This window comes from Psychroserpens mesophilus, from assembly GCF_050617655.1.
In the GTDB taxonomy this organism is placed as follows: domain Bacteria; phylum Bacteroidota; class Bacteroidia; order Flavobacteriales; family Flavobacteriaceae; genus Psychroserpens; species Psychroserpens mesophilus_A.
This window is the reverse complement of sequence record NZ_JBODQC010000003.1, coordinates 83,126-101,797: the sequence shown is the minus strand read 5'-3', so window position 1 is coordinate 101,797 and position 18,672 is coordinate 83,126. Positions and strand designations below refer to the sequence as shown.

18 protein-coding genes and 1 pseudogene are annotated in these 18,672 nt (G+C 32.7%); 14 read left to right on the top strand and 5 right to left on the bottom strand.

Going from position 1 to position 18,672, the window contains the following annotated elements; translation table 11 throughout:
• Positions 1-54: 54 nt before the first annotated feature.
• The 4 genes from ACRHNM_RS07220 to ACRHNM_RS07205 all read left to right on the top strand — a co-directional run bounded on the left by ACRHNM_RS07220 (position 55) and on the right by ACRHNM_RS07205 (position 2,600).
• A complete protein-coding gene (locus ACRHNM_RS07220; protein ID WP_431135129.1) occupies positions 55-501 on the top strand; it encodes a FixH family protein in 447 nt (148 codons plus the stop codon).
• On the top strand, positions 502-1,203 hold the full coding sequence (locus tag ACRHNM_RS07215; protein ID WP_431135127.1) for a sulfite exporter TauE/SafE family protein: 702 nt from the start codon (positions 502-504) through the stop codon (positions 1,201-1,203).
• Positions 1,204-1,289: 86 nt separating this feature from the next.
• Positions 1,290-2,120, top strand: coding sequence for a universal stress protein (locus ACRHNM_RS07210; RefSeq protein ID WP_431135126.1), 831 nt, complete (start codon positions 1,290-1,292; stop codon positions 2,118-2,120).
• Between the two features lie 18 nt (positions 2,121-2,138).
• Positions 2,139-2,600 (top strand): pyridoxamine 5'-phosphate oxidase family protein, encoded by a 462-nt coding sequence (locus tag ACRHNM_RS07205; RefSeq protein ID WP_431135124.1) that lies wholly within the window; start codon positions 2,139-2,141, stop codon positions 2,598-2,600.
• Here ACRHNM_RS07205 and ACRHNM_RS07200 read toward each other — a convergent pair.
• Positions 2,593-3,759: an aspartoacylase gene (locus ACRHNM_RS07200; protein ID WP_431135122.1), complete on the bottom strand. Its 1,167-nt coding sequence runs from the start codon at positions 3,757-3,759 to the stop codon at positions 2,593-2,595. The genes ACRHNM_RS07205 and ACRHNM_RS07200 overlap by 8 nt on opposite strands.
• 3 nt (positions 3,760-3,762) lie before the next feature.
• Positions 3,763-5,625, bottom strand: a complete 1,863-nt coding sequence (locus tag ACRHNM_RS07195; RefSeq protein ID WP_431135120.1) for a CBS domain-containing protein — start codon at positions 5,623-5,625, stop codon at positions 3,763-3,765.
• A gap of 120 nt (positions 5,626-5,745) precedes the next feature.
• Here ACRHNM_RS07195 and ACRHNM_RS07190 point away from each other — a divergent pair, with 120 nt between their 5' ends.
• Positions 5,746-6,165 carry a CBS domain-containing protein gene (locus ACRHNM_RS07190; protein WP_431135118.1) on the top strand — a complete coding sequence of 140 codons (420 nt, stop codon included), beginning with the start codon at positions 5,746-5,748 and terminating at the stop codon, positions 6,163-6,165.
• 76 nt (positions 6,166-6,241) lie between these two features.
• Here ACRHNM_RS07190 and ACRHNM_RS07185 read toward each other — a convergent pair whose 3' ends face one another.
• Positions 6,242-7,075, bottom strand: a complete 834-nt coding sequence (locus tag ACRHNM_RS07185) for a universal stress protein (RefSeq protein WP_431135116.1) — start codon at positions 7,073-7,075, stop codon at positions 6,242-6,244.
• Positions 7,076-7,274: 199 nt separating this feature from the next.
• Here ACRHNM_RS07185 and ACRHNM_RS07180 point away from each other — a divergent pair, with 199 nt between their 5' ends.
• The 4 genes from ACRHNM_RS07180 to ACRHNM_RS07165 all read left to right on the top strand — a co-directional run bounded on the left by ACRHNM_RS07180 (position 7,275) and on the right by ACRHNM_RS07165 (position 9,900).
• Positions 7,275-7,904 (top strand): superoxide dismutase family protein, encoded by a 630-nt coding sequence (locus ACRHNM_RS07180; protein ID WP_431135114.1) that lies wholly within the window; start codon positions 7,275-7,277, stop codon positions 7,902-7,904.
• 88 nt (positions 7,905-7,992) lie between these two features.
• Entirely contained in the window at positions 7,993-8,523 is a 531-nt protein-coding gene (locus tag ACRHNM_RS07175; RefSeq protein WP_431135112.1) for an RNA polymerase sigma factor, read from the top strand.
• Between the two features lies 1 nt (position 8,524).
• Positions 8,525-9,322, top strand: coding sequence for an anti-sigma factor (locus ACRHNM_RS07170; protein ID WP_431135111.1), 798 nt, complete (start codon positions 8,525-8,527; stop codon positions 9,320-9,322).
• Between the two features lie 299 nt (positions 9,323-9,621).
• Entirely contained in the window at positions 9,622-9,900 is a 279-nt protein-coding gene (locus ACRHNM_RS07165; RefSeq protein ID WP_431135109.1) for a helix-turn-helix domain-containing protein, read from the top strand.
• 144 nt (positions 9,901-10,044) lie between these two features.
• Here ACRHNM_RS07165 and ACRHNM_RS07160 read toward each other — a convergent pair whose 3' ends face one another.
• A complete protein-coding gene (locus ACRHNM_RS07160) occupies positions 10,045-10,686 on the bottom strand; it encodes a DUF6266 family protein (RefSeq protein WP_431135107.1) in 642 nt (213 codons plus the stop codon).
• A gap of 487 nt (positions 10,687-11,173) precedes the next feature.
• Here ACRHNM_RS07160 and ACRHNM_RS07155 point away from each other — a divergent pair, with 487 nt between their 5' ends.
• The 4 genes from ACRHNM_RS07155 (at position 11,174) to ACRHNM_RS07140 (ending at position 17,057) form a co-directional block, all read left to right on the top strand.
• On the top strand, positions 11,174-13,381 hold the full coding sequence (locus ACRHNM_RS07155; RefSeq protein ID WP_431135105.1) for a S41 family peptidase: 2,208 nt from the start codon (positions 11,174-11,176) through the stop codon (positions 13,379-13,381).
• A 168-nt stretch (positions 13,382-13,549) separates the two neighbouring features.
• The gene (locus tag ACRHNM_RS07150; protein ID WP_093978379.1) at positions 13,550-14,263 is read left to right on the top strand and encodes a VIT1/CCC1 transporter family protein; all 714 of its coding nucleotides are present in this window, start codon (positions 13,550-13,552) and stop codon (positions 14,261-14,263) included.
• 12 nt (positions 14,264-14,275) lie between these two features.
• Positions 14,276-15,019: a sulfite exporter TauE/SafE family protein gene (locus tag ACRHNM_RS07145; RefSeq protein ID WP_207778464.1), complete on the top strand. Its 744-nt coding sequence runs from the start codon at positions 14,276-14,278 to the stop codon at positions 15,017-15,019.
• 106 nt (positions 15,020-15,125) lie between these two features.
• The gene (locus ACRHNM_RS07140; protein WP_431135102.1) at positions 15,126-17,057 is read left to right on the top strand and encodes an AAA family ATPase; all 1,932 of its coding nucleotides are present in this window, start codon (positions 15,126-15,128) and stop codon (positions 17,055-17,057) included.
• Positions 17,058-17,102: 45 nt separating this feature from the next.
• On the opposite strand, the pseudogene ACRHNM_RS07135 reads toward ACRHNM_RS07140, so the two are convergent.
• Positions 17,103-17,429, bottom strand: a pseudogene (locus ACRHNM_RS07135) (transposase); the annotation flags it as partial.
• A gap of 458 nt (positions 17,430-17,887) precedes the next feature.
• On the opposite strand from ACRHNM_RS07135, the gene ACRHNM_RS07130 reads away from it, so the two are divergent.
• Positions 17,888-18,643 carry a DUF6090 family protein gene (locus ACRHNM_RS07130; protein ID WP_431135100.1) on the top strand — a complete coding sequence of 252 codons (756 nt, stop codon included), beginning with the start codon at positions 17,888-17,890 and terminating at the stop codon, positions 18,641-18,643.
• The last annotated feature ends 29 nt before the right edge of the window (positions 18,644-18,672 follow it).

The window sequence follows — 18,672 nt, the reverse complement described above, 5'->3', positions numbered from 1 at the left end:
AGCCTGACGCTTTTGATTGTAATGAAAAAGGGTAATGCCCAAAAAAACAAGACTATGAAAATAAATTGGGGAACAGGAATCGTACTAGCATTTATAGGCTTTATAAGCTTTATAATGTTTTTTGTGGTACGCATGAATACAAGTGACAAATACGATCATGACTTGGTTACAGAAGACTATTATAAGGCTGAACTGGAATACCAAACAGATATAAACAAAGAAAAAAACGCTAAAGATTTAGCATCAAATATTAGCTGGAAACGCACTGATGAAGGATTGGTTATTTCGTTTCCAAAAGACTTAAACGTAGAAAATATTGAAGGTAAAGTGTTCCTTTATAGACCATCTAACAAACAAGTAGACTTTGAAAGCTCAATTTCATTGTCTGACCATAATTTGCTCATACCTGACAATCGTTTGTTGGATGGTCGTTGGAACATTAAAGTCGACTGGCAATATAACGGAAAATCGTATCTCTACAAAAAAGAAATTGTTTACTAAATGCTATGGTCTGCCGTCATATTCGGTCTTTTAGGCAGTTTCCACTGTGTTGGAATGTGTGGTCCGATTGCTTTTATGTTACCTGTAGACCGAAGTAATTCTATAAAAAAAATCTCACAGATTTCAACGTATCATATTGGTCGGTTATTAGCTTATGCCTTAATAGGCTTATGTTTTGGACTTATTGGTAAAAGCCTTTATATCTTTGGAATTCAGCAACAATTATCTATTGCTATTGGAATTTTAATGATTATCGTTGTGCTTATTCCAGTACAAACCTTTAACAAATACAACTTTTCTAAACCCATTTATAAACTAATCTCTAAAGTAAAATCATCTTTAGGAAAAGCCCTTAAAAAGAAAACTGCAGACACCTTTTTAACCATTGGTTTTTTAAACGGATTTTTACCATGTGGCTTAGTCTATATGGCTGTTTTTGCTTCACTTGCAATGCAGAGTGCTTTTGAAAGCAGTATATACATGATGCTTTTTGGATTGGGAACCATTCCGTTAATGACTACAGCCATATATTTAGGAAAATTTTTAAACACAACCGTTAAACAACGCATTCAAAAAGCGATTCCTGTTTTTGTAATTCTTATCGGATTATTATTTATTATTCGTGGATTGGGCTTAGGCATTCCTTACCTGTCTCCTTCTCCAATTGTTGATACAGCTACCAGTACTATTGATTGTCATTAAATTGCGTTACTTTCTGTGTTAAAGTGATATTCATCATAGTTTATTTAAGTCAATTTCTGTAATTTTATTTTATAACTTCTATGTAAATGAAATCGATATTACTATTAACAGACTTTTCAAAGAGTGCAACTAACGCTATCCATTATGCGATGCGTTTTTTTGAATCTGAAACCTGTGTGTTTCATATTATGAACATTCATAAAGCTGGCACATTTATTTCAGACGATTTAATGACATCTCCAACTCAAAACATTTATGAATCTTTTACTAAAGTTCCTAAAGAAAAACTGAATGCTATTGTTGAAGATTTAAAAGCAACTTATAAAAATCCTAATCATACTTTTGAAGTCAGTGTTGATTTTGACGTGTTTACAGATGCTGTTAATCAAGCCATAAAAAATAAAGCTATTGATTATGTCGTTATGGGCTCTAATGGTGCTACAGGTGCCATTGAAGTTGTTTTTGGAAGCAATACCATAAATGTAATCAGGCAAGTTATTTGCAAAACACTTGTGGTTCCTAAGGATTATACTTTTAAACCCATCACTCATTTTTTATTGCCATTGCAATTTGATGATGTTATTGATACTGAACAATTAAATGTTATCAATGATTTTACAAAACACTATAATCTCAAATTACATGTATTGAGAGTATGTAAAAATAATGAATCTACTCATTATGTCACAACCGATCAAAACATCTTAAAAACATATGATTGTAATTATTTAGTTGAACAAGACACTACTTTTTATCAAGCAGTCACTAATTATCTCAAAACACATACCATTGATATGACAGGTCTAATTGTTCATGATAAATCTTTTATAAAACGGTTGTTTACTCAATCACCAACAATAGAACTAAGCAAGGTTATTAAAGTCCCTTTAATGATTTTCCATCATGAAAAACATTAATTAAAAACATCATTCGTTATGATTAAGAATTTAGACAAAGCAGATTGCGAACTCATTTTAAAACAAAATTACATTGGTCATTTAGGTTATATATATAAAGACAGGCCTTACGTCATACCTATTACCTATTTCTACAAAGACCATAAAATTATATGCTATTCTGGCGAAGGTCATAAAATAGATGCCATGAGAAAACATGCGCCAATTACGCTAGAAGTTTCAGATATAACCTCTGTAGACCACTGGCAGTCTATAGCCGTACATGGCAACTATGAAGAATTTGAAGGCAGTAGTGCAAAAGCCTTACTTCATGATTTTTCATTAGGCATTAAAGACATCATTCTCAATAAAGAACATAGAGATTTAAACTTTATCAGCGAGTTCTCTGCAAAAATTGCAACCAACGATATGCCTATTGTTTTTGTAATACACATTGAAGATATCACAGGAAAAATGCGTCGTAAACAAAGCTCTAAATAAAAGGAATCACTTTTCTGTCACGCTTCATAAAATGAATTTTATCATCAACAATAATTTTTTTTCTGTAGCCGAATAAATGAAAGATCTTTGTTGTTAAAAACAAAGCTATTTTTCGATTGGCTATTAATGAATAATCATTGTCTGGATGCCTACTAATACCTGGAAGCAGTTTCAAAAACTGATGAAATTTCAAACTTCGCAATACCGCTGAAACAACCAACCAAAATTTAGACAACTTTCTAACAATAAAAAAACCGTCTTCTCCTTGCTTTTGATATAATGGCATAAAAATCAAGCCGTTAAACGGACTCTTAATTTCGCTTATACCATCATTTGCTAATGATTGATGTTTCATTACGGATACAAAATTTTTAAAACCAGGTTTCATTTTAAACTGATTGGATTCTGATAAAGAATGTCGGTAAACAATTTCATAAAACCCGCTTTCGATGTTTAATATTTTGCTAATGGCTTTATAATTGAATTCGTGTTTGGATACAATTCCAATTTTTTCCATCATCATCCATATAAAAGCTTCACAATACAATACCGAATTTTCATCATCGTGCTGACCGGCTTCAAAACCTATAGAAACATGGCCAAATTCATTGATAAAAGACAACAAAGGTCCATCTAAATACTCTTCAATACCTAATACTATTGGAATATGAAACTTACTGGCTATAGTTCTGTTATTTAGCGAATCACTAATGGTGATAAAAGGAACCGTTGGAGAAGATGTGGTATGTAAATCTACAAATATAAAGTCACCATGATTCGTGTTACAAATAGTTTTAATCGTATTATAAAGCTCACATTGTTCTTTTTGTTCCTCGAATTCATAATAATCATCTTCATCACATAAAGATTCAATTTCATCTTTAGTCCATAGTCTGTTTAAATCAAAATCCTGGTATCTTACACTTGCTTTTAAAGCATTTATATTACCTATTAAAGCATAAAAATTTCCTTTAATTTTAGTATCATTTACAACGATATCACTAATGACTTTTTGCAATCCATAAACGCCTGCTGGCTCATTGCCATGAATGCCTCCAATACAGATTAATGTCGTACCATTGACGTCATTATTCTGACTGTAGAAAATTCTATCTTCAGATAAATGTGAGATAGTTTTTTTGGTAGCTTCTTTAATCATGGGTTATAAATTAAGTTTATCTAAATCTGTTTTGGTGAGTATACCTACTAATTCGTCATGATCTACTATAGGTAAACATCGTATATTGTTTTTAATCATAAGGGCTTTGGCTTCTTCAATAAGCATATCTGGATGTGCTATTTTGATGTCTTTTTGCATCACCTGAGAAGCCGAATAATCATCAAACTTGTCGACATTAGAAATGTCACTTGCAGAAATGATTCCGACAATTTTATGTTTAGAATTTATTACAGGAATGTGATTAATATGTTTCCATTGCATTACATTTTTGATGAGTCGCATAGCATCATTTTCATCGACTGTAAAAATTTGAGTGGACATCACTTTATGAATCTTATCATTAGAATTGGCATCTTTTCTTGCTAAAGGCTTTGCCAGTTCCCATTGGCTAACAGGCAGGTTTTCCTGTTGATTTTTATGCATGTGATAAGTAATCAAAATATTGGCCTCTTCTCTAGAAACTGTTTCTTGCAGCATACGACTACTTCTTACTAACCACTGACTTCCAGAAGTGTTTTTATCAATACGTTCTTTTATAATATTGAGATAAAAGGCAATATCTACAGGATCAACATTCGCTTTTATAAGTCCGTCATGAGCCATTGGCAACAAGATTTTTCGTGCTAACTTTTTAGCTGAAATACCTTTTCCAAACCAATTAAAATAGGTGTCCATACCTGTTCTGGCAGCTTTTATAAAATTGCCTTTAGCATCCTTAAACGCCATGCGTTTCCATATCGATTTACAATCATCTGGCATGCCTACCATCACACCAATCCAAAACATCGCATTGGCAATTTCATCTTTAATACTTGGTCCAGATGGGATGTACCTGTTTTCAATTCGTAAATGCGCAATGTTTTTATGAACACCATAACACACTCTGTTCCATTTATAAAGTGTTCCATTATGTAAGCCAATCGCTTTTAAATCTGGTTTAATACCATTTTTTAAATCTTCAATAGGATTACCAGATAAATCTGCTGTAACCAAAGGTGCATATCGAGCCACATCATCTGTAAAGACTTCTAATATAGAATCTCTTACCCAATCACTTCCAAAACTCACTCGTGCCTTTTGCTCTCTTAACAATTGTGATGAATTTCGTAAATCGATACTCTGCTGAAACAAAGCAATACGTGTTTCGCTCCAAAGTTCTCTTCCTAAGAGCATAGGTGAATTAGTCATTACAGATAATACTGGTCCAGCAATGGCTTGCGACCAGTTATACTGGTCAATAATAGCATCTAAACCTACCTGTAAATGCACTTGAAAACTTGTGTTGCACGCTTCAAACAGAATAGACTCATGATCTATAATAAGTTCATCTACACCTCTTACCTTTACTCTAAAATGGCTACCTCTTACCTTTTTCATCACATCATTTAATACCTTATAACGTTGAAAAGGTGTCATGTTTTCAAACACGAGATCTTTACGTTTAAAAGTTGGTAAAATACCTGTAAGAATTATTTTATTGAAATCTATAGACGCTGCTGCTTTATGAGCCTTATCTAGTAAATCATACAGGTCACTTTCCAGTTGTGAAAAGCATTTTCCATTCAATTCCAAAGGATCGAGATTGGCTTCTAAATTAAAAAGACCAAGCTCAGTGGTAAAATGAGGATCATTAATTGTATCTAAGATCTCAAGCGCATTAAAAGAAGGCCTGTAATATTTATCTACAATACACAATTCTTGTTCGGCACCAATACGCTGAATCCCTTTTTCGAAGGCATCTGTTTTAATCATCATATCTAGCGCTTCTACATCATTTAACAAATGATTTATAAACTGCTTTCGTTGTGATTTGTTAGTAATAGGCTTTACCGATTGCGTTCCCATAATTTTTTGTGCAATATGCTCAAATATAACACATTAGTAAGGTATTTTTTATGACTTTTATCATAGTTTCTAATAGTGTATATAACTACCTTTAATAAAGAAATTAAAAACTAAAACATTATGAAAAAACGCACACCAGTGTCAGCTATAATGACCAAGAATATTATTGCATTAAATAGAACAGATGATTTAGAAACTGCAGAACGACTATTTAAAAAGCACCACATAAGACACATTCCTGTGGTATCTGGAGATGTCATTATTGGCATGTTAAGTTATACCGATTTACTTCGCATTAGTTTTGCTGATGCTGTAAGTGAAGATGAAACAGAAATAGATACCGTTGTGTATAACATGTTTAGCATTGACCAAGTAATGACCAAAAACGTAGTGACTGTAAACTCTGAAACTACAATTAAAGATGTTGCAGAAATTTTAACTAAAAACGAATTTCATGCCTTACCTGTTGTTGATCAAGGTGAGCTTGTAGGTATTGTTACCAGTACAGATTTAATTAATTATTTACTGAAACAGTTTTAATTATAAAAGGCTTTCACAAAAAAAAAGAGTTAGTTTTCTAACTCTTTTTTTTTTGTCTTTAAATTTATAATCACACTTAGATTTTAAATGTAATTACAGGTAAGGTAGCATGGTTAGCAATATCTTCACCTATACTTCCGCTAAAAAAATGACTGATTCCTTTTCGACCATGAGTTGGCACAGCAATTAAATCACCTCCTACAACATTTGCAAAATTGAGCACACCTTCTTCAACAGTATAATCTGCTATATAATGTATATCGTTTAGTTTATCTAAATTTCCATCTGCCTTTTTTAGAAAATTAGCTACAGTAGCTTCCATTTCAGTAGAGCTTTTAAAAAATGCACCTGGCAAATTCACATATAAAAGTTTTAAAGTAGACGAAGAATTTTCAAAAAACTGGCACGCTTTCAAATAAGGTTGAACCATTTCTTCAGAAAAATCACAAGCAAAAACAACCGTTTCAAATTTTACATCTACTGGTTCTTGTTTGACAATAAGCACAGGAATATCAGAATATCGCACTACTTTTTCAGTATTTGAACCTACGAATATTTCTGTAAGACCACTAGAACCATGAGAACCCATAACAATTAAATCGGCATTATGTTCTTTGGCAACATCACTAACTTCTCGAAACACTTTAAAATGTTTTACAACTGGTGTAACGGTTACCCCTTGTAAGTAGTCCTTTTCTAAAAACTCATTAAACCGCTTTTCAGCAAGTTTCATAAAAAATACGGTTTGCATTTCTTGTTCTTCATCAGAATCTATAAGCTCATTTTGAGCCATTTCTAACATATGTAATGCCAAAATTTCAGCATTATTGCGTTTTGCCAAAATAGCAGCAGTTTCAAGTGCATAATCTGAATGTTTAGAAAAGTCGATAGGTACTATTATTTTATTCATAATTTCAGTTTTAGTGTTTTGATTTAAAGCTATTAAATATAATCAATAAATCTTGCGTTTTATTATTTTATAAATGTACTGATTAGCCTTTAAAATAAAAATGACATTTGTCATACAGCTATTTTAACCGTAATTTATTTTAGTGCGAATTAAATTATCATTATCTTTCAGTTTAAAATAATTATTAAAACACTATACAATGAATCACAAAATTTTAGGACTTGCGCTCGTTGCGTTATGTTTGTTTGTATCCTGTAAAAGCGATAAAAAGGAAAAGGAAACGGTTATTGAAGAAGAGGTAACTGAAGAAACGAATAGCACCACAGAAACACGTGATGCATCAGAAATGAAAGAAAAACCAGCTTACTTTTCTGAAAAACGAAAAGTAAGGCTGAGTTTAGAATCTAAAAGTGGTAGTAATGCTAATGGTAATATAGTATTTACTCAGGAAGATGGCATAGTTACTATGATGGCTGTACTTGACGGATTATCACCTGGAGAACACGCTATTCATATTCATGAAAAGGCAGATTGTACGTCAGACGATGGTAAGTCTTCTGGTGGACACTGGAATCCTACGGCTCAACCTCATGGTAAATGGGGAGATGCAAACGGCTATCACAAAGGAGATATTGGCAACTTTGTAGCCAATGACAAAGGCCACGGAACCATTACTAAAGTGACTAGTGAGTGGTGTATTGGTTGTGGTGATGACACTAAAGACATCCTTGGAAAAGCCATTATAGTGCACGAAGGTGTTGACGATTTTACATCTCAGCCATCTGGTGCTGCTGGCACAAGAATAAGTTGTGGTGGCATTATAGAATAAAATAAAACATTCTTTAAAAAGAGCTACAATATCATGCTGTAGCTCTTTTCTTTATTATATTTACAACATCTTATTTTAAAAACACTACATGCAATTAGAAACACTAATTTCTAAATTTCAGCAAAAGGATGAGAAAGCCTTTGAGCAGCTATACAATATGTATAGTGATAGTATGCATGGTGTTATTTATAATATTGTTAGAGACCATGACATTGCAGAAGAAGTCATGCAAGATGTATTTGTAAAAGTATGGCATAATTCAAGTAGTTATGATGCCAGTAAAGGACGCTTTTTTACCTGGATTCTTAATATTTCAAGAAATGCAGCTATAGACAAAACACGATCTAAAGCCTTTAAAAACTCTGGAAAAAACCTCGACGCACAATTTTTCGTAGATATTTTGGAAACAAGTGAAAACTTGAACGATAAAACTGATGCAATCGGAATTAAGAATTTCGTAGGCAAGTTGGCTAAAAAATGTATTGAAGTTATTGAAATCCTTTACTTTAAAGGCTACACTCAAAAAGAAGCTTCTGAAACATTAGACATGCCAATAGGAACTATAAAAACAAGAAACAGAAATTGTATCAAAGAGTTACGCAAAATGATACTACAATAATATGGATGTTAACGCTTACATAGACTCTGGAATTTTAGAACTGTATGTTGCAGGCCAGCTTTCTGAAAAAGAAAATCAGGACGTCTATCAACTTATGCGCAAACATCCCGAAGTATTAGAAGAAGTACTATCTATTGAAGCTGCCATATTAAAATTAACCGCAGCAACCTCACCACAAACTGGTGAAGACACACTACAACGTATTAAAAACCAGTTAACATTTGGCAATGATACCAAAGTGGTTCAAATGCCAACCACAAGACGTAATTGGTTTGCTTACACAGGTTGGGCTGCAGCCTTATTTGTTGGAGCAGGATTGTTATGGACACTCAACCAAAACAAACAATTGGAGGTACAGCTATCTGATGCCGATATTGAAAATGCCTATTTAGAAACGCAAATAGAACAAGCAAAAAACAATTTAGCGGCCAAAGAAAACTTATTGAATGTGTTACGTGACAGAGATATCATTGCCGTACCATTAGGTGGTCAAGGTAACTTTGCCGACTCCTACGCTAAAGTATATTGGAACAAAGCCGATAACAGTATTTATCTGGATGCCCAAGGCTTACCAGACGCTCCAGAAGGAAAAGTATGGCAAGTATGGTCGTTAACGCTCAACCCATTAACTCCAACAAGTTTAGGAACCATAGATAATTTTAATACAGACGACAACAAAATATTTGCCATAGCAAACCAAAACGAAAGTCAGGCATTTGGGATCACACTAGAACCAGAAGGCGGAAGTGACTCTCCTACTATGGAACAGTTATATACCCTAGGTGTTGTTAGCCCGTAAATAAATAGTAACACTTACCGTTCACTACAATGGCATTTGTAATTACACACCATTGCCATTACAAGGTTTTATAAAACTGAACCATGATGACAACAACCCGTTTTAAAAGACTATTTTTTTAAACTCTAAGCCGTTTCAAAACCTCTATATACCAGACGAGCACTATAAGTTAAATAGCACTTTTAAACACTAGCAATCAGCAACTTATAAACAACAGTCTGTTAATAACTAATTTAAGTATTTAGAAAATAATCTATATATCCTAATTATTTTAGTATTATCAACAAAACAGGTGTACCATGAAGAAACAGCAAAACGACCTTACCCTCCCTCAAAACCCAAATTTAAGTGTACTACCCTTAGACAAATCGATAATAAAAGACGAAGAGTGGCTAAGCATAAAAGACATTATGCGTTATTTAAATATAAGCCGAAGTACCGTAAACCGATTGGTACAAGGCAATAAAATACCGAGTATAAAATTGGGAGGCACCTTAGTGTTTCCGAAGCATTTAATCAATAACATTCTCCAAAACCAATCGTTAAAAGACCTAGATATAAGTGAGTACAACCACTAATGACTTAAATAAGTTTAGCCTATTATATTTATAATCCCTATTACATTACACGACACCCTAAAACTAAACCAAGAAGAGACTGTTAAAAAAGCCATATTTACAACTTTTAAACAGTCTCTTTTTAAACCAACAAAGGGCTAACAATTACAACACCGTAAGTGTACCTAAGTAACTACTAACAGCAGCTTCCTTACCATTTTGAGTTACAAAACCAGCCCAGATCTCAACCTCTAAACCAGCCATAAAAGCCGGCAAAGTAAGCTGAACACTTCTTTGGTCTCGCGTAGAAGCAGGATTAAACACCTGATACAATTGCTCGTTAGGCGCAAAAACCACCATAAACAGTACATCGTCTGCAGCGGCATTACCTTGCCCACTATTATCATCCCATGTTAAGTCTAACACATGATTGGGAGCCGCGTTAATAACAGGCTGTTGCAAGCCTCTTAAATCGCCTTTACTAATTAACACCTTTTGGTAATTAATAGTAAAGCCGCCAGGAATAGCAATTAGTGCTTCGGTTAAATGGTAAGACGTTGCTAGATTATATCTAGACTTATCACCTTGCGGTTTACCAAAATATTTACTTAATAAGCCTTTAATAGGCGTTACAAAAGTAATGACAGTTTTAAAACGCTCGCGTTGTAATAACTGTAGTTCAGTTGGTGTGTAGTTGCCACGCTGTGGTAAACTACGCATCACATTTTTACCTCTCCAGCGAGAGCCGACAACATTGCCAACTTTCCCAGAGAAACCTCCTAGTATGCCTTTTTCAAATGTGGCCATAATACATAGATTTTGGGGTTAATAATAGTGCCAAAGTAATGGCTAAACCCATAACTACCAAATGCTTGACACACATTGACACACATTGATACATATTGATACACATTGACACAATTTGACACAGATTGACGCAATTTGATTCAGATTGACACAATTTGACGCAATTTGACGCAATTTGACACAGATTGACACAAATTGATGCAAAAACCCAAATTTTAATAGGTTTTCTTCGAGTGTTGTTCGAGACTTGTTCGAGAAACGCTTTTATGTATTTTTTAAAAATTTGATTTTGTAGAAGAACACCCTAAGCGATGTTAAAGCACAGCTTATAAAGCCTTTAAAAGCCACTAAATACAACCTAAATATACAAATAAGTACCGCTCTAAAAACAGTAAAAAAATAGGTTTATATGTTATAATATTATGGATATAAGTATATTTATATCTTATATAACGAGTTCTCTGCAAGTTAAAAAAAAAACGAATCGATGAAAAAAACACTAATAGTATTACTGACAATTGTTTCAATCGGTTGTCAAGCCCAAAAACCTGAAAAATACAATCTCGGTTTTGAAAAACAGAGCGAGAGTGCATCACTTTCTGACGGGTGGATTAAATGGGGTAATTATGAATTAACAACAGATTCCGTTGCTCATTCAGGCACAAAATCAGGAAAAATCACTTCTGACCAAACAGGAAGTTCTTTTGGAAGTATTGCATACAAAATCCCAGCGAACTACGAAGGAAAAGAAATAAGACTTGAGGGTTTTATGAAAATCAAAGATGTTGAAAACGGATTTGCAGGTTTGTTGCTAAGAGTTGACGGAAATGGTACTTCTTTGGCATTTGACAATATGCAAAATCAAAATATAACAGGAACTAGGGATTGGCAGAAGTATAATATAACTCTCAACTATCCAGAGGGAGCAGAAAATATATTTATTGCAGGAATACTTACAGGCAGAGGCGAAGCTTGGTTTGATGATTTTGTTTTATCAATTGATGGTAAAAATGTACAAACTTTAAAAGAAGTAGAAAAAAAATTATCAAAAGCACAACTTGACAAAGAATTTGATAATGGGACATTAATAGAGATTTCTAATTTGACTTCTGAAAATACTGAGAACCTTGAATTGTTAGGCAGAGTTTGGGGTTTTCTTAAGTATCATCATCCTGAAATTGCAGAAGGGAACTACAATTTCGACTATGAACTTTTTAGATTTTTACCAAAATACATAAAGGCAGAAAACACTATTGAAAGAGATAAATATCTTGTTGATTGGATTGACTCATTTGGTCAAGTAAAAGAATGTGCAAAATGTCAGCCGACAGATGAAAATGCTTTTCTAAAACCCGATATGAAATGGATTAACAATCAAAGTGCAGATTTGAAAAACAAATTGCTTCACGTTTACAACAACCGTTCCCAAGGTAAACACTATTATATCGGGATGACTACAAATGTTGGCAACCCCGAATTTAAAAATGAAAATCCATATTCAAATATTCCTTATCCAGATGATGGCTTTAGACTACTATCACTTTATCGGTATTGGAATATGATAAACTACTTTTTTCCTTACAAACACTTAATGGATGAAGATTGGAACAAAAAATTAAAAGAATATATTCCGCTATTCATAAATGCAAAAAATGAGTTGGAATATGAATTGGCAACAGTTCAGATAATTGGAGATATACAAGATACTCACGCAAATCTTTGGGGTGGAGCGGACAAAATTGATGAATGGAAAGGCTCAAACTATCCACCAATACACGTTCGTTTTATCGAAAATCATTTGGTTGTCACAGATTATTATAATCAAGAATTAAAAAACGAAGTTGGATTAAAAATTGGTGATGTAATTACCAAAATAAATGGCAACCCAATAGACAAAATCGTAAATGAAAAATCTAAATATTATCCAGCTTCTAATGAGCCAACAAGACTACGAGATATTTCGGCAGACCTTTTACGCTCAAACTCGAATAATATTGAAATTGAGTTTGTTTCGGGTAATTCCAAACCTCAGAAAAAGAATCTTAAACTATACCCAAAAGATAGCCTTGACATTTATCGTTGGTACAGAAAAAGTGATGGTAAATCCTTTAAAATGTTGGATAACAATATAGGCTATGTTACACTTCAAACAATCAAAGAAGATGATATTGCACAAATCAAAGATGAATTTAAAAACACTAAAGGAATCATCATTGATATACGTAATTATCCGTCAACTTTTGTTCCATTTAGTTTGGGTTCTTATTTTGTTTCGTCTATGACACCATTTGTTAAGTTTACTAATGGTAATGTTGATAATCCAGGCGAATTTTCTTTCGCAAGAGAATTAAAAATTCCAAGTAAAGGCAAAACTTACAAGGGGAAGTTAGTGGTTTTAGTTAATGAATTATCTCAAAGTCAGGCAGAATACACATCAATGGCATTTCGAGCAGGCGATAATACTAAAATTATAGGAAGTACAACAGCAGGAGCAGACGGAAACGTATCAGAAATAATGCTTCCCGGAGGATTAAGAACAATGATTTCAGGAATTGGGGTTAACTATCCAAATGGCGGTGAAACGCAAAGAATTGGAATTGTTCCAGACATAGAAGTACATCCAACCATTGAAGGAATAAGACAAGGAAAAGATGAATTACTTGAAAAAGCGATTGAAATCATCGTGAAGGAATAAAACCTGCAGAGAACAATGTATATAAAAAATAGGCGAAACAGTAGTAAATTCAAGGGTTTAGGCTCATATCAAACTTTGTGTGTAACCGAAAGTTTCGTGCTTCGAAATCGCCTACTTTTCATATACTAACCGTTGTGTGTAATTAGAAAAAAAACAAAAACATCCATAATGACAGATAAAAAAGAAGAAATAGACGATTATTTAGACAATCATTATATTCATCGAAGTAATTGGTTAAGAGCAGCTGTTCTTGGAGCAAATGACGGAATTTTATCAACCGCAAGTCTTGCAATTGGTGTAGCTGCTGCCAGCGATGTACGAGAACCAATTATTTTGGCAACCTTGGCGGGGTTGGTTGCGGGGGCATTATCAATGGCAGCAGGGGAATATGTTTCGGTAAGTTCTCAAACAGATATTGAAAGTGCGGATATTGAGCGGGAAAAACAAGAATTAAAAGAAATGCCCGAAGTAGAATTAAAACGATTAGCCGAAATTTATGAAAAAAGAGGATTGAAGAAAGAAACAGCATTAATCGTAGCCAAAGAACTTACAGAAAAAGATGCATTAGGCGCACACATAAGAGATGAATTGGGACTAAATGAAATAAGTCAAGCTAAACCCATTCAAGCCGCTTTTGCTTCAGGTGCAGCCTTTACTGTTGGAGGAATACTTCCTCTTTTGGTAGCCCTCTTTTTACCACTAAAAAACATGGAATACTACCTATATGTATTCGCAATTATTTTTCTAATTATTTTAGGAGCATTAGCTGCAAAAACAGGCGGCTCAAGTATAGGTAGGGCAATTATTAGAATTACATTTTGGGGAACAATTGCAATGGGACTTACGGCATTAGTTGGTTACCTATTTGGGGTAAGCGTATAAATACTATCTGACATGAATTTTAGAGACATAAGTTATATCTTTTTACTGTTGGCAATGCTTGCAGAGATTCTTGGTACTATAGGGGGATTTGGTTCCTCCGTTTTTTTTGTTCCAATTGCCAATTTTTACTTCGACTTCCAATCTGTTTTAGGTTTGACAGCCATCTATCATTTGTCAAGTAATGTTAGTAAAATCGTTTTGTTTAAAAAGGGAATAGATAAACGACTTTTGTTTAATATTGGAATACCGTCGGTCATATTTGTCATTATTGGTGGGTTTTTAACAAAATATGTTAATAGTCAGTATTTAGAAATTATTCTTGGAGTCTTCTTGGTAGGATTTAGCCTGCTATTTTTAATAAAAAAGAATCTAATCATAAAACCAAACAACAAAAATGCCATCACAGGCGGAATTTTGTCCGGTTTTTCAGCAGGACTTTTAGGTACTGGCGGGGCAATAAGAGGGCTAACAATGGCAGCTTTTAATTTAGAAAAAAGTGTTTTCATTGCAACATCAGCCTTTATTGATTTCCTTATCGATTTTACAAGAACTTTCGTTTATTTCCAAAATGGATACATCCACAAGCACGATATTATTTACCTACCATTTCTAATAGTAATTGGATTTGTCGGGACAATGATTGGTAAGCGTATCTTGACCTATATACCACAAGATAAGTTTAAAAAGATTTCACTTACTTTGATATTAATTATTGGCATAGTGACCGTACTACCTAAACTGATGAATTGGGGATAAAAATTAAAAACTACACACAACAATGTATATACGTCCATCCCTCCCATACGGTCGGCACGGCGCATATACGGGGACGTTGGCAACAATATTAAAACACAATAGATAAATGAGAATATCTAAAATTCATGTGCCAGAATCAACTACTAAATCAAAAAATTTAGAAGAAATTGATTTAACTAAAAAGCCTCTAGGTTCAACTGTGGCATTGGTTGGAAAAAATGGTGCAGGAAAATCAAGAATCTTGGAATTTGTACAAAACTATATCCAAACGATAACCGTAGATAATCTTTTAAATGGTCATATCGAAAAGTTACCTTCAGAAATAATAGGTAAATATCAAACAAATCTTGATGCTGCTATAAAGTCAATGAGGCAATTTGGTTCTAAACGAATTAATGACGCACAAAGAAATCAGTTTAAATCTCAAGCAAATCAAAACATTAATCCTATTTTCAAAAACTTTCAAAGATTAAGCAAAGCTTATATTAAACTAGTAGATAATGATGATTTAAAAAACATTAAAGCAGCGACAAATAATAACTTATCATTTGAACAAATTCTTAGCAACAGACACTTTACCAATTTAACACAAAATAATCCTGCTCAAAGAAATCAAATTCCTATTATAAATGAATTTAATGAATTCAATAGTCAGTCAACCATCCAGTATCTTACAAAATTAACTAACGAAATTGCAACAGACGAATTCAATTTATATTTGAAAAATAGAGAAACTCCAGAACTAGTAAACCCAGAAATCAAAAAGAAAAAATCATTTCAATTATTTACTGTATTTCAAGATTACGTGAAAAAGTTTTTAGGGAAAGACTTTTCTTATCAACAAACTGTGCAAGGAAATACTGTAAGTAGTACTTTACACTATAACGATCAACCCTTTAATATAAATCAGTTTTCCCCAGGGCAAAAAACATTATTCGCTTATGCTATTTTGTTCTTTTATTTAGATGTTAATTCAAAAACAAATATTAGAGAAAGTATAATTATTATTGATGAGCCAGAAAAACACTTACATCCTGAAGCACAAATTTCATTGATAAATGCACTAAAAAGTATAATTGAAAAATCAGGACAATTATGGATAGCAACGCATTCAGTACATATTTTATCACATTTAGATTATGATGAAATTATGATGGTTGAAGACAACAAAATTATTCCACCTTCAAGAACAACTCCAGGAAAATCATTCAATTCATTAATGGGTTTGGAACATCATATTTCAAAATTAATAGAATTTATTAACTCAATATCTGATTGGGCTTATGGAAACTTTATGCTTCAATGTTTTAAAGAACCTGACGTCATTTTTGGTAATGATCCAAACGACCCACAATTCAAGTTATTTAAAAAATTTCTAGAAAAAAAAACGACAACACAACTTTTAGATTTTGGTGCCGGAAAAGGTAGAATAGGATACACTATTAAAGAAGATGAGGAAGTATCAAATCAGATTATATATTCTGCTTTTGAACCTGACAAGGGTAATTATGAACAGTTAAATAATGTTCCTAACATCAACAAAACATATTCAAATAGTGAAGAAATTCCTGATAACACATTTGATTGTATTCTGCTTTGTAATGTACTTCATGAAATATCACCTATTGACTGGATTAAATCATTTAATACTATTAAAAGAACTCTAAAAGATAATGGTTATTTGCTAATTATAGAAGATAAGTATTTACCTAAAGGTGAAAATGCACATCAGTTTGGTTATTTAATATTAGGAACAGAAGAAACCAAAATCCTTTTAAACTCTAGTGATGTGTTAGAATTAAAACTTCAAGAAGAAAGGTTTAAAGAAAGAATTTTATTCAATGCTTTTACTAAACAAAATATTAATCCAAACAGTGAATCAATATTAAATGCCTTGAATAAGTTAAAAGAAAATTCATTTAACAACTTGAAAAAAATTAAAAAAGAGAAAAAAAATATAGACCAAGGGAGACGTTATGCTAACCAAACTCAACTATACATAAATGCACAATTAGCACTTGAAGGAATGAAGAAATAGACCATACAGTTGTCAACAAAGAACTGAGTTAAAAAACAAGCAATTTTAACTTAATTTAGAAACAAAATTATCATCGTAAGCCAATCCACTTTTCGCAATAGCAAAAGCTTGTTTTAGTAGCTTATTTGCTACTGCAATGAGTGCTAGTTTTTTACTCTTTCCTTTAGCCACCAATCGATCAAATAATGCTTTGCATGCTTTGTTGTATTTACACGCTGAAAAAACTGCTAAAAATAAGAGATTTCTTAATTTCTTGTTACCTACTTTACTAATCTTACTCCGACCTCTTACACTGCTTCCAGACCCCCTAATGGTTGGTGTGATACCAACATAACTACATAATTGTGATGATGTTTCAAACTTGTTAAAGCCTTTTTCACTGTTTGTAAATTGAAAATGTCCTTCATCTTCGCTGTAAACATCAAACACTGATTTGCTGATGTCTATACCATAAATTTTTTTATCTTTAGTCATAAGAACTGAATTTGGAAAGAACATTCTACTTCTATTTCAACAACTTAAAATCGAGATCTAGGTCTCACAGAACTGAACGAAATTTAGGTAGATAAAGAGAGTGGATTATCAATGTTGTCGAAGTCTTAAGCTTCACCGTGTATACTAACCTTAATACTCTCTTTTGTTCTTTCTGATTTTTTACCAAATGTATTAAAAGACAAACTTAAGACGTGTATAACTAATTGCTGGTAAAACTTGTACTCGGAAAATCCTACTGATTTTCCTCTGGTTCATTTTCTTTTGCTAAATTAGTTCTAGCCAACACAACTAATCATATACAAGATGTTGTGCTTCATTACGAGAAACCTTGACAAATGATAAAATTCTTTCGAAAAATACGATACGACCTTATGGAAAAAAACAAACCTGGAAAGTATTTTAAGTATGCTATAGGAGAAATTATCCTTGTGGTCATTGGTATTTTAATAGCACTTGGAATTAACAATTGGAACGAAAACAGAAAAGACTCAATTCAAGAAAAAATAGTTTTGAGGAGTTTGTTGGAAAATTTACATTTAGCCAAAACTCAATCTGAGTTCTTGATTTCTGAAGAAGACACATTAAAGAAAAGACTAATAAGAATTCTTGGAATTGAATCCAATCCAAATGTAAATGTCAATCAAATCATTCCTGATTCAATTTTTAAAAGTGCTGTCTGGGATTTACAAAGTGACCAACCAACATTTAATGCTTACAGTAATTTAAAAAACACTAACAAACTGAGCTTAATAAAAAACAAAAGCGTTAACGAAAAGTTTACGGATTTGGAATTCCGATTGAACAGACTCAATGATATTCTCGAAGACAGATTAAGTGTTCATCAAATTCGTATTGACAATATATTAGAAAAAGACATTAATTTCATTCCTTTAGTAAAGTCAAATGTTCCAGAAATAAACATTCTAAATGAAACAGAAAATGATTATTATGAATTGTTGAAAATTAAAAGAATTAGGAATCTTTTAGGTATGAAATTGACATTCACACAAGATGTAATTGACAGAAGAGAAAATCTTGATAAAGAGATTGGAGAATTAATTGTATTGATAAAAAATGAAATAAGCGAATAAAATTAACGAAAGCACATACAACGTATATA

Excerpts from the sequence above, each read along its gene's own strand:
- ACRHNM_RS07140 (WP_431135102.1), top strand. The coding sequence starts at position 15,126 with ATGAGAATATCTAAAATTCATGTGCCAGAATCAACTACTAAATCAAAA.
- ACRHNM_RS07220 (WP_431135129.1), top strand. The coding sequence starts at position 55 with ATGAAAATAAATTGGGGAACAGGAATCGTACTAGCATTTATAGGCTTT.
- ACRHNM_RS07155 (WP_431135105.1), top strand. The coding sequence starts at position 11,174 with ATGAAAAAAACACTAATAGTATTACTGACAATTGTTTCAATCGGTTGT.
- ACRHNM_RS07205 (WP_431135124.1), top strand. The coding sequence starts at position 2,139 with ATGATTAAGAATTTAGACAAAGCAGATTGCGAACTCATTTTAAAACAA.
- ACRHNM_RS07160 (WP_431135107.1), bottom strand. The coding sequence starts at position 10,686 with ATGGCCACATTTGAAAAAGGCATACTAGGAGGTTTCTCTGGGAAAGTT.
- ACRHNM_RS07190 (WP_431135118.1), top strand. The coding sequence starts at position 5,746 with ATGAAAAAACGCACACCAGTGTCAGCTATAATGACCAAGAATATTATT.
- ACRHNM_RS07185 (WP_431135116.1), bottom strand. The coding sequence starts at position 7,075 with ATGAATAAAATAATAGTACCTATCGACTTTTCTAAACATTCAGATTAT.
- ACRHNM_RS07210 (WP_431135126.1), top strand. The coding sequence starts at position 1,290 with ATGAAATCGATATTACTATTAACAGACTTTTCAAAGAGTGCAACTAAC.
- ACRHNM_RS07165 (WP_431135109.1), top strand. The coding sequence starts at position 9,622 with ATGAAGAAACAGCAAAACGACCTTACCCTCCCTCAAAACCCAAATTTA.
- ACRHNM_RS07150 (WP_093978379.1), top strand. The coding sequence starts at position 13,550 with ATGACAGATAAAAAAGAAGAAATAGACGATTATTTAGACAATCATTAT.
- ACRHNM_RS07180 (WP_431135114.1), top strand. The coding sequence starts at position 7,275 with ATGAATCACAAAATTTTAGGACTTGCGCTCGTTGCGTTATGTTTGTTT.
- ACRHNM_RS07215 (WP_431135127.1), top strand. The coding sequence starts at position 502 with ATGCTATGGTCTGCCGTCATATTCGGTCTTTTAGGCAGTTTCCACTGT.
- ACRHNM_RS07200 (WP_431135122.1), bottom strand. The coding sequence starts at position 3,759 with ATGATTAAAGAAGCTACCAAAAAAACTATCTCACATTTATCTGAAGAT.
- ACRHNM_RS07170 (WP_431135111.1), top strand. The coding sequence starts at position 8,525 with ATGGATGTTAACGCTTACATAGACTCTGGAATTTTAGAACTGTATGTT.
- ACRHNM_RS07145 (WP_207778464.1), top strand. The coding sequence starts at position 14,276 with ATGAATTTTAGAGACATAAGTTATATCTTTTTACTGTTGGCAATGCTT.
- ACRHNM_RS07175 (WP_431135112.1), top strand. The coding sequence starts at position 7,993 with ATGCAATTAGAAACACTAATTTCTAAATTTCAGCAAAAGGATGAGAAA.
- ACRHNM_RS07195 (WP_431135120.1), bottom strand. The coding sequence starts at position 5,625 with ATGGGAACGCAATCGGTAAAGCCTATTACTAACAAATCACAACGAAAG.
- ACRHNM_RS07130 (WP_431135100.1), top strand. The coding sequence starts at position 17,888 with ATGATAAAATTCTTTCGAAAAATACGATACGACCTTATGGAAAAAAAC.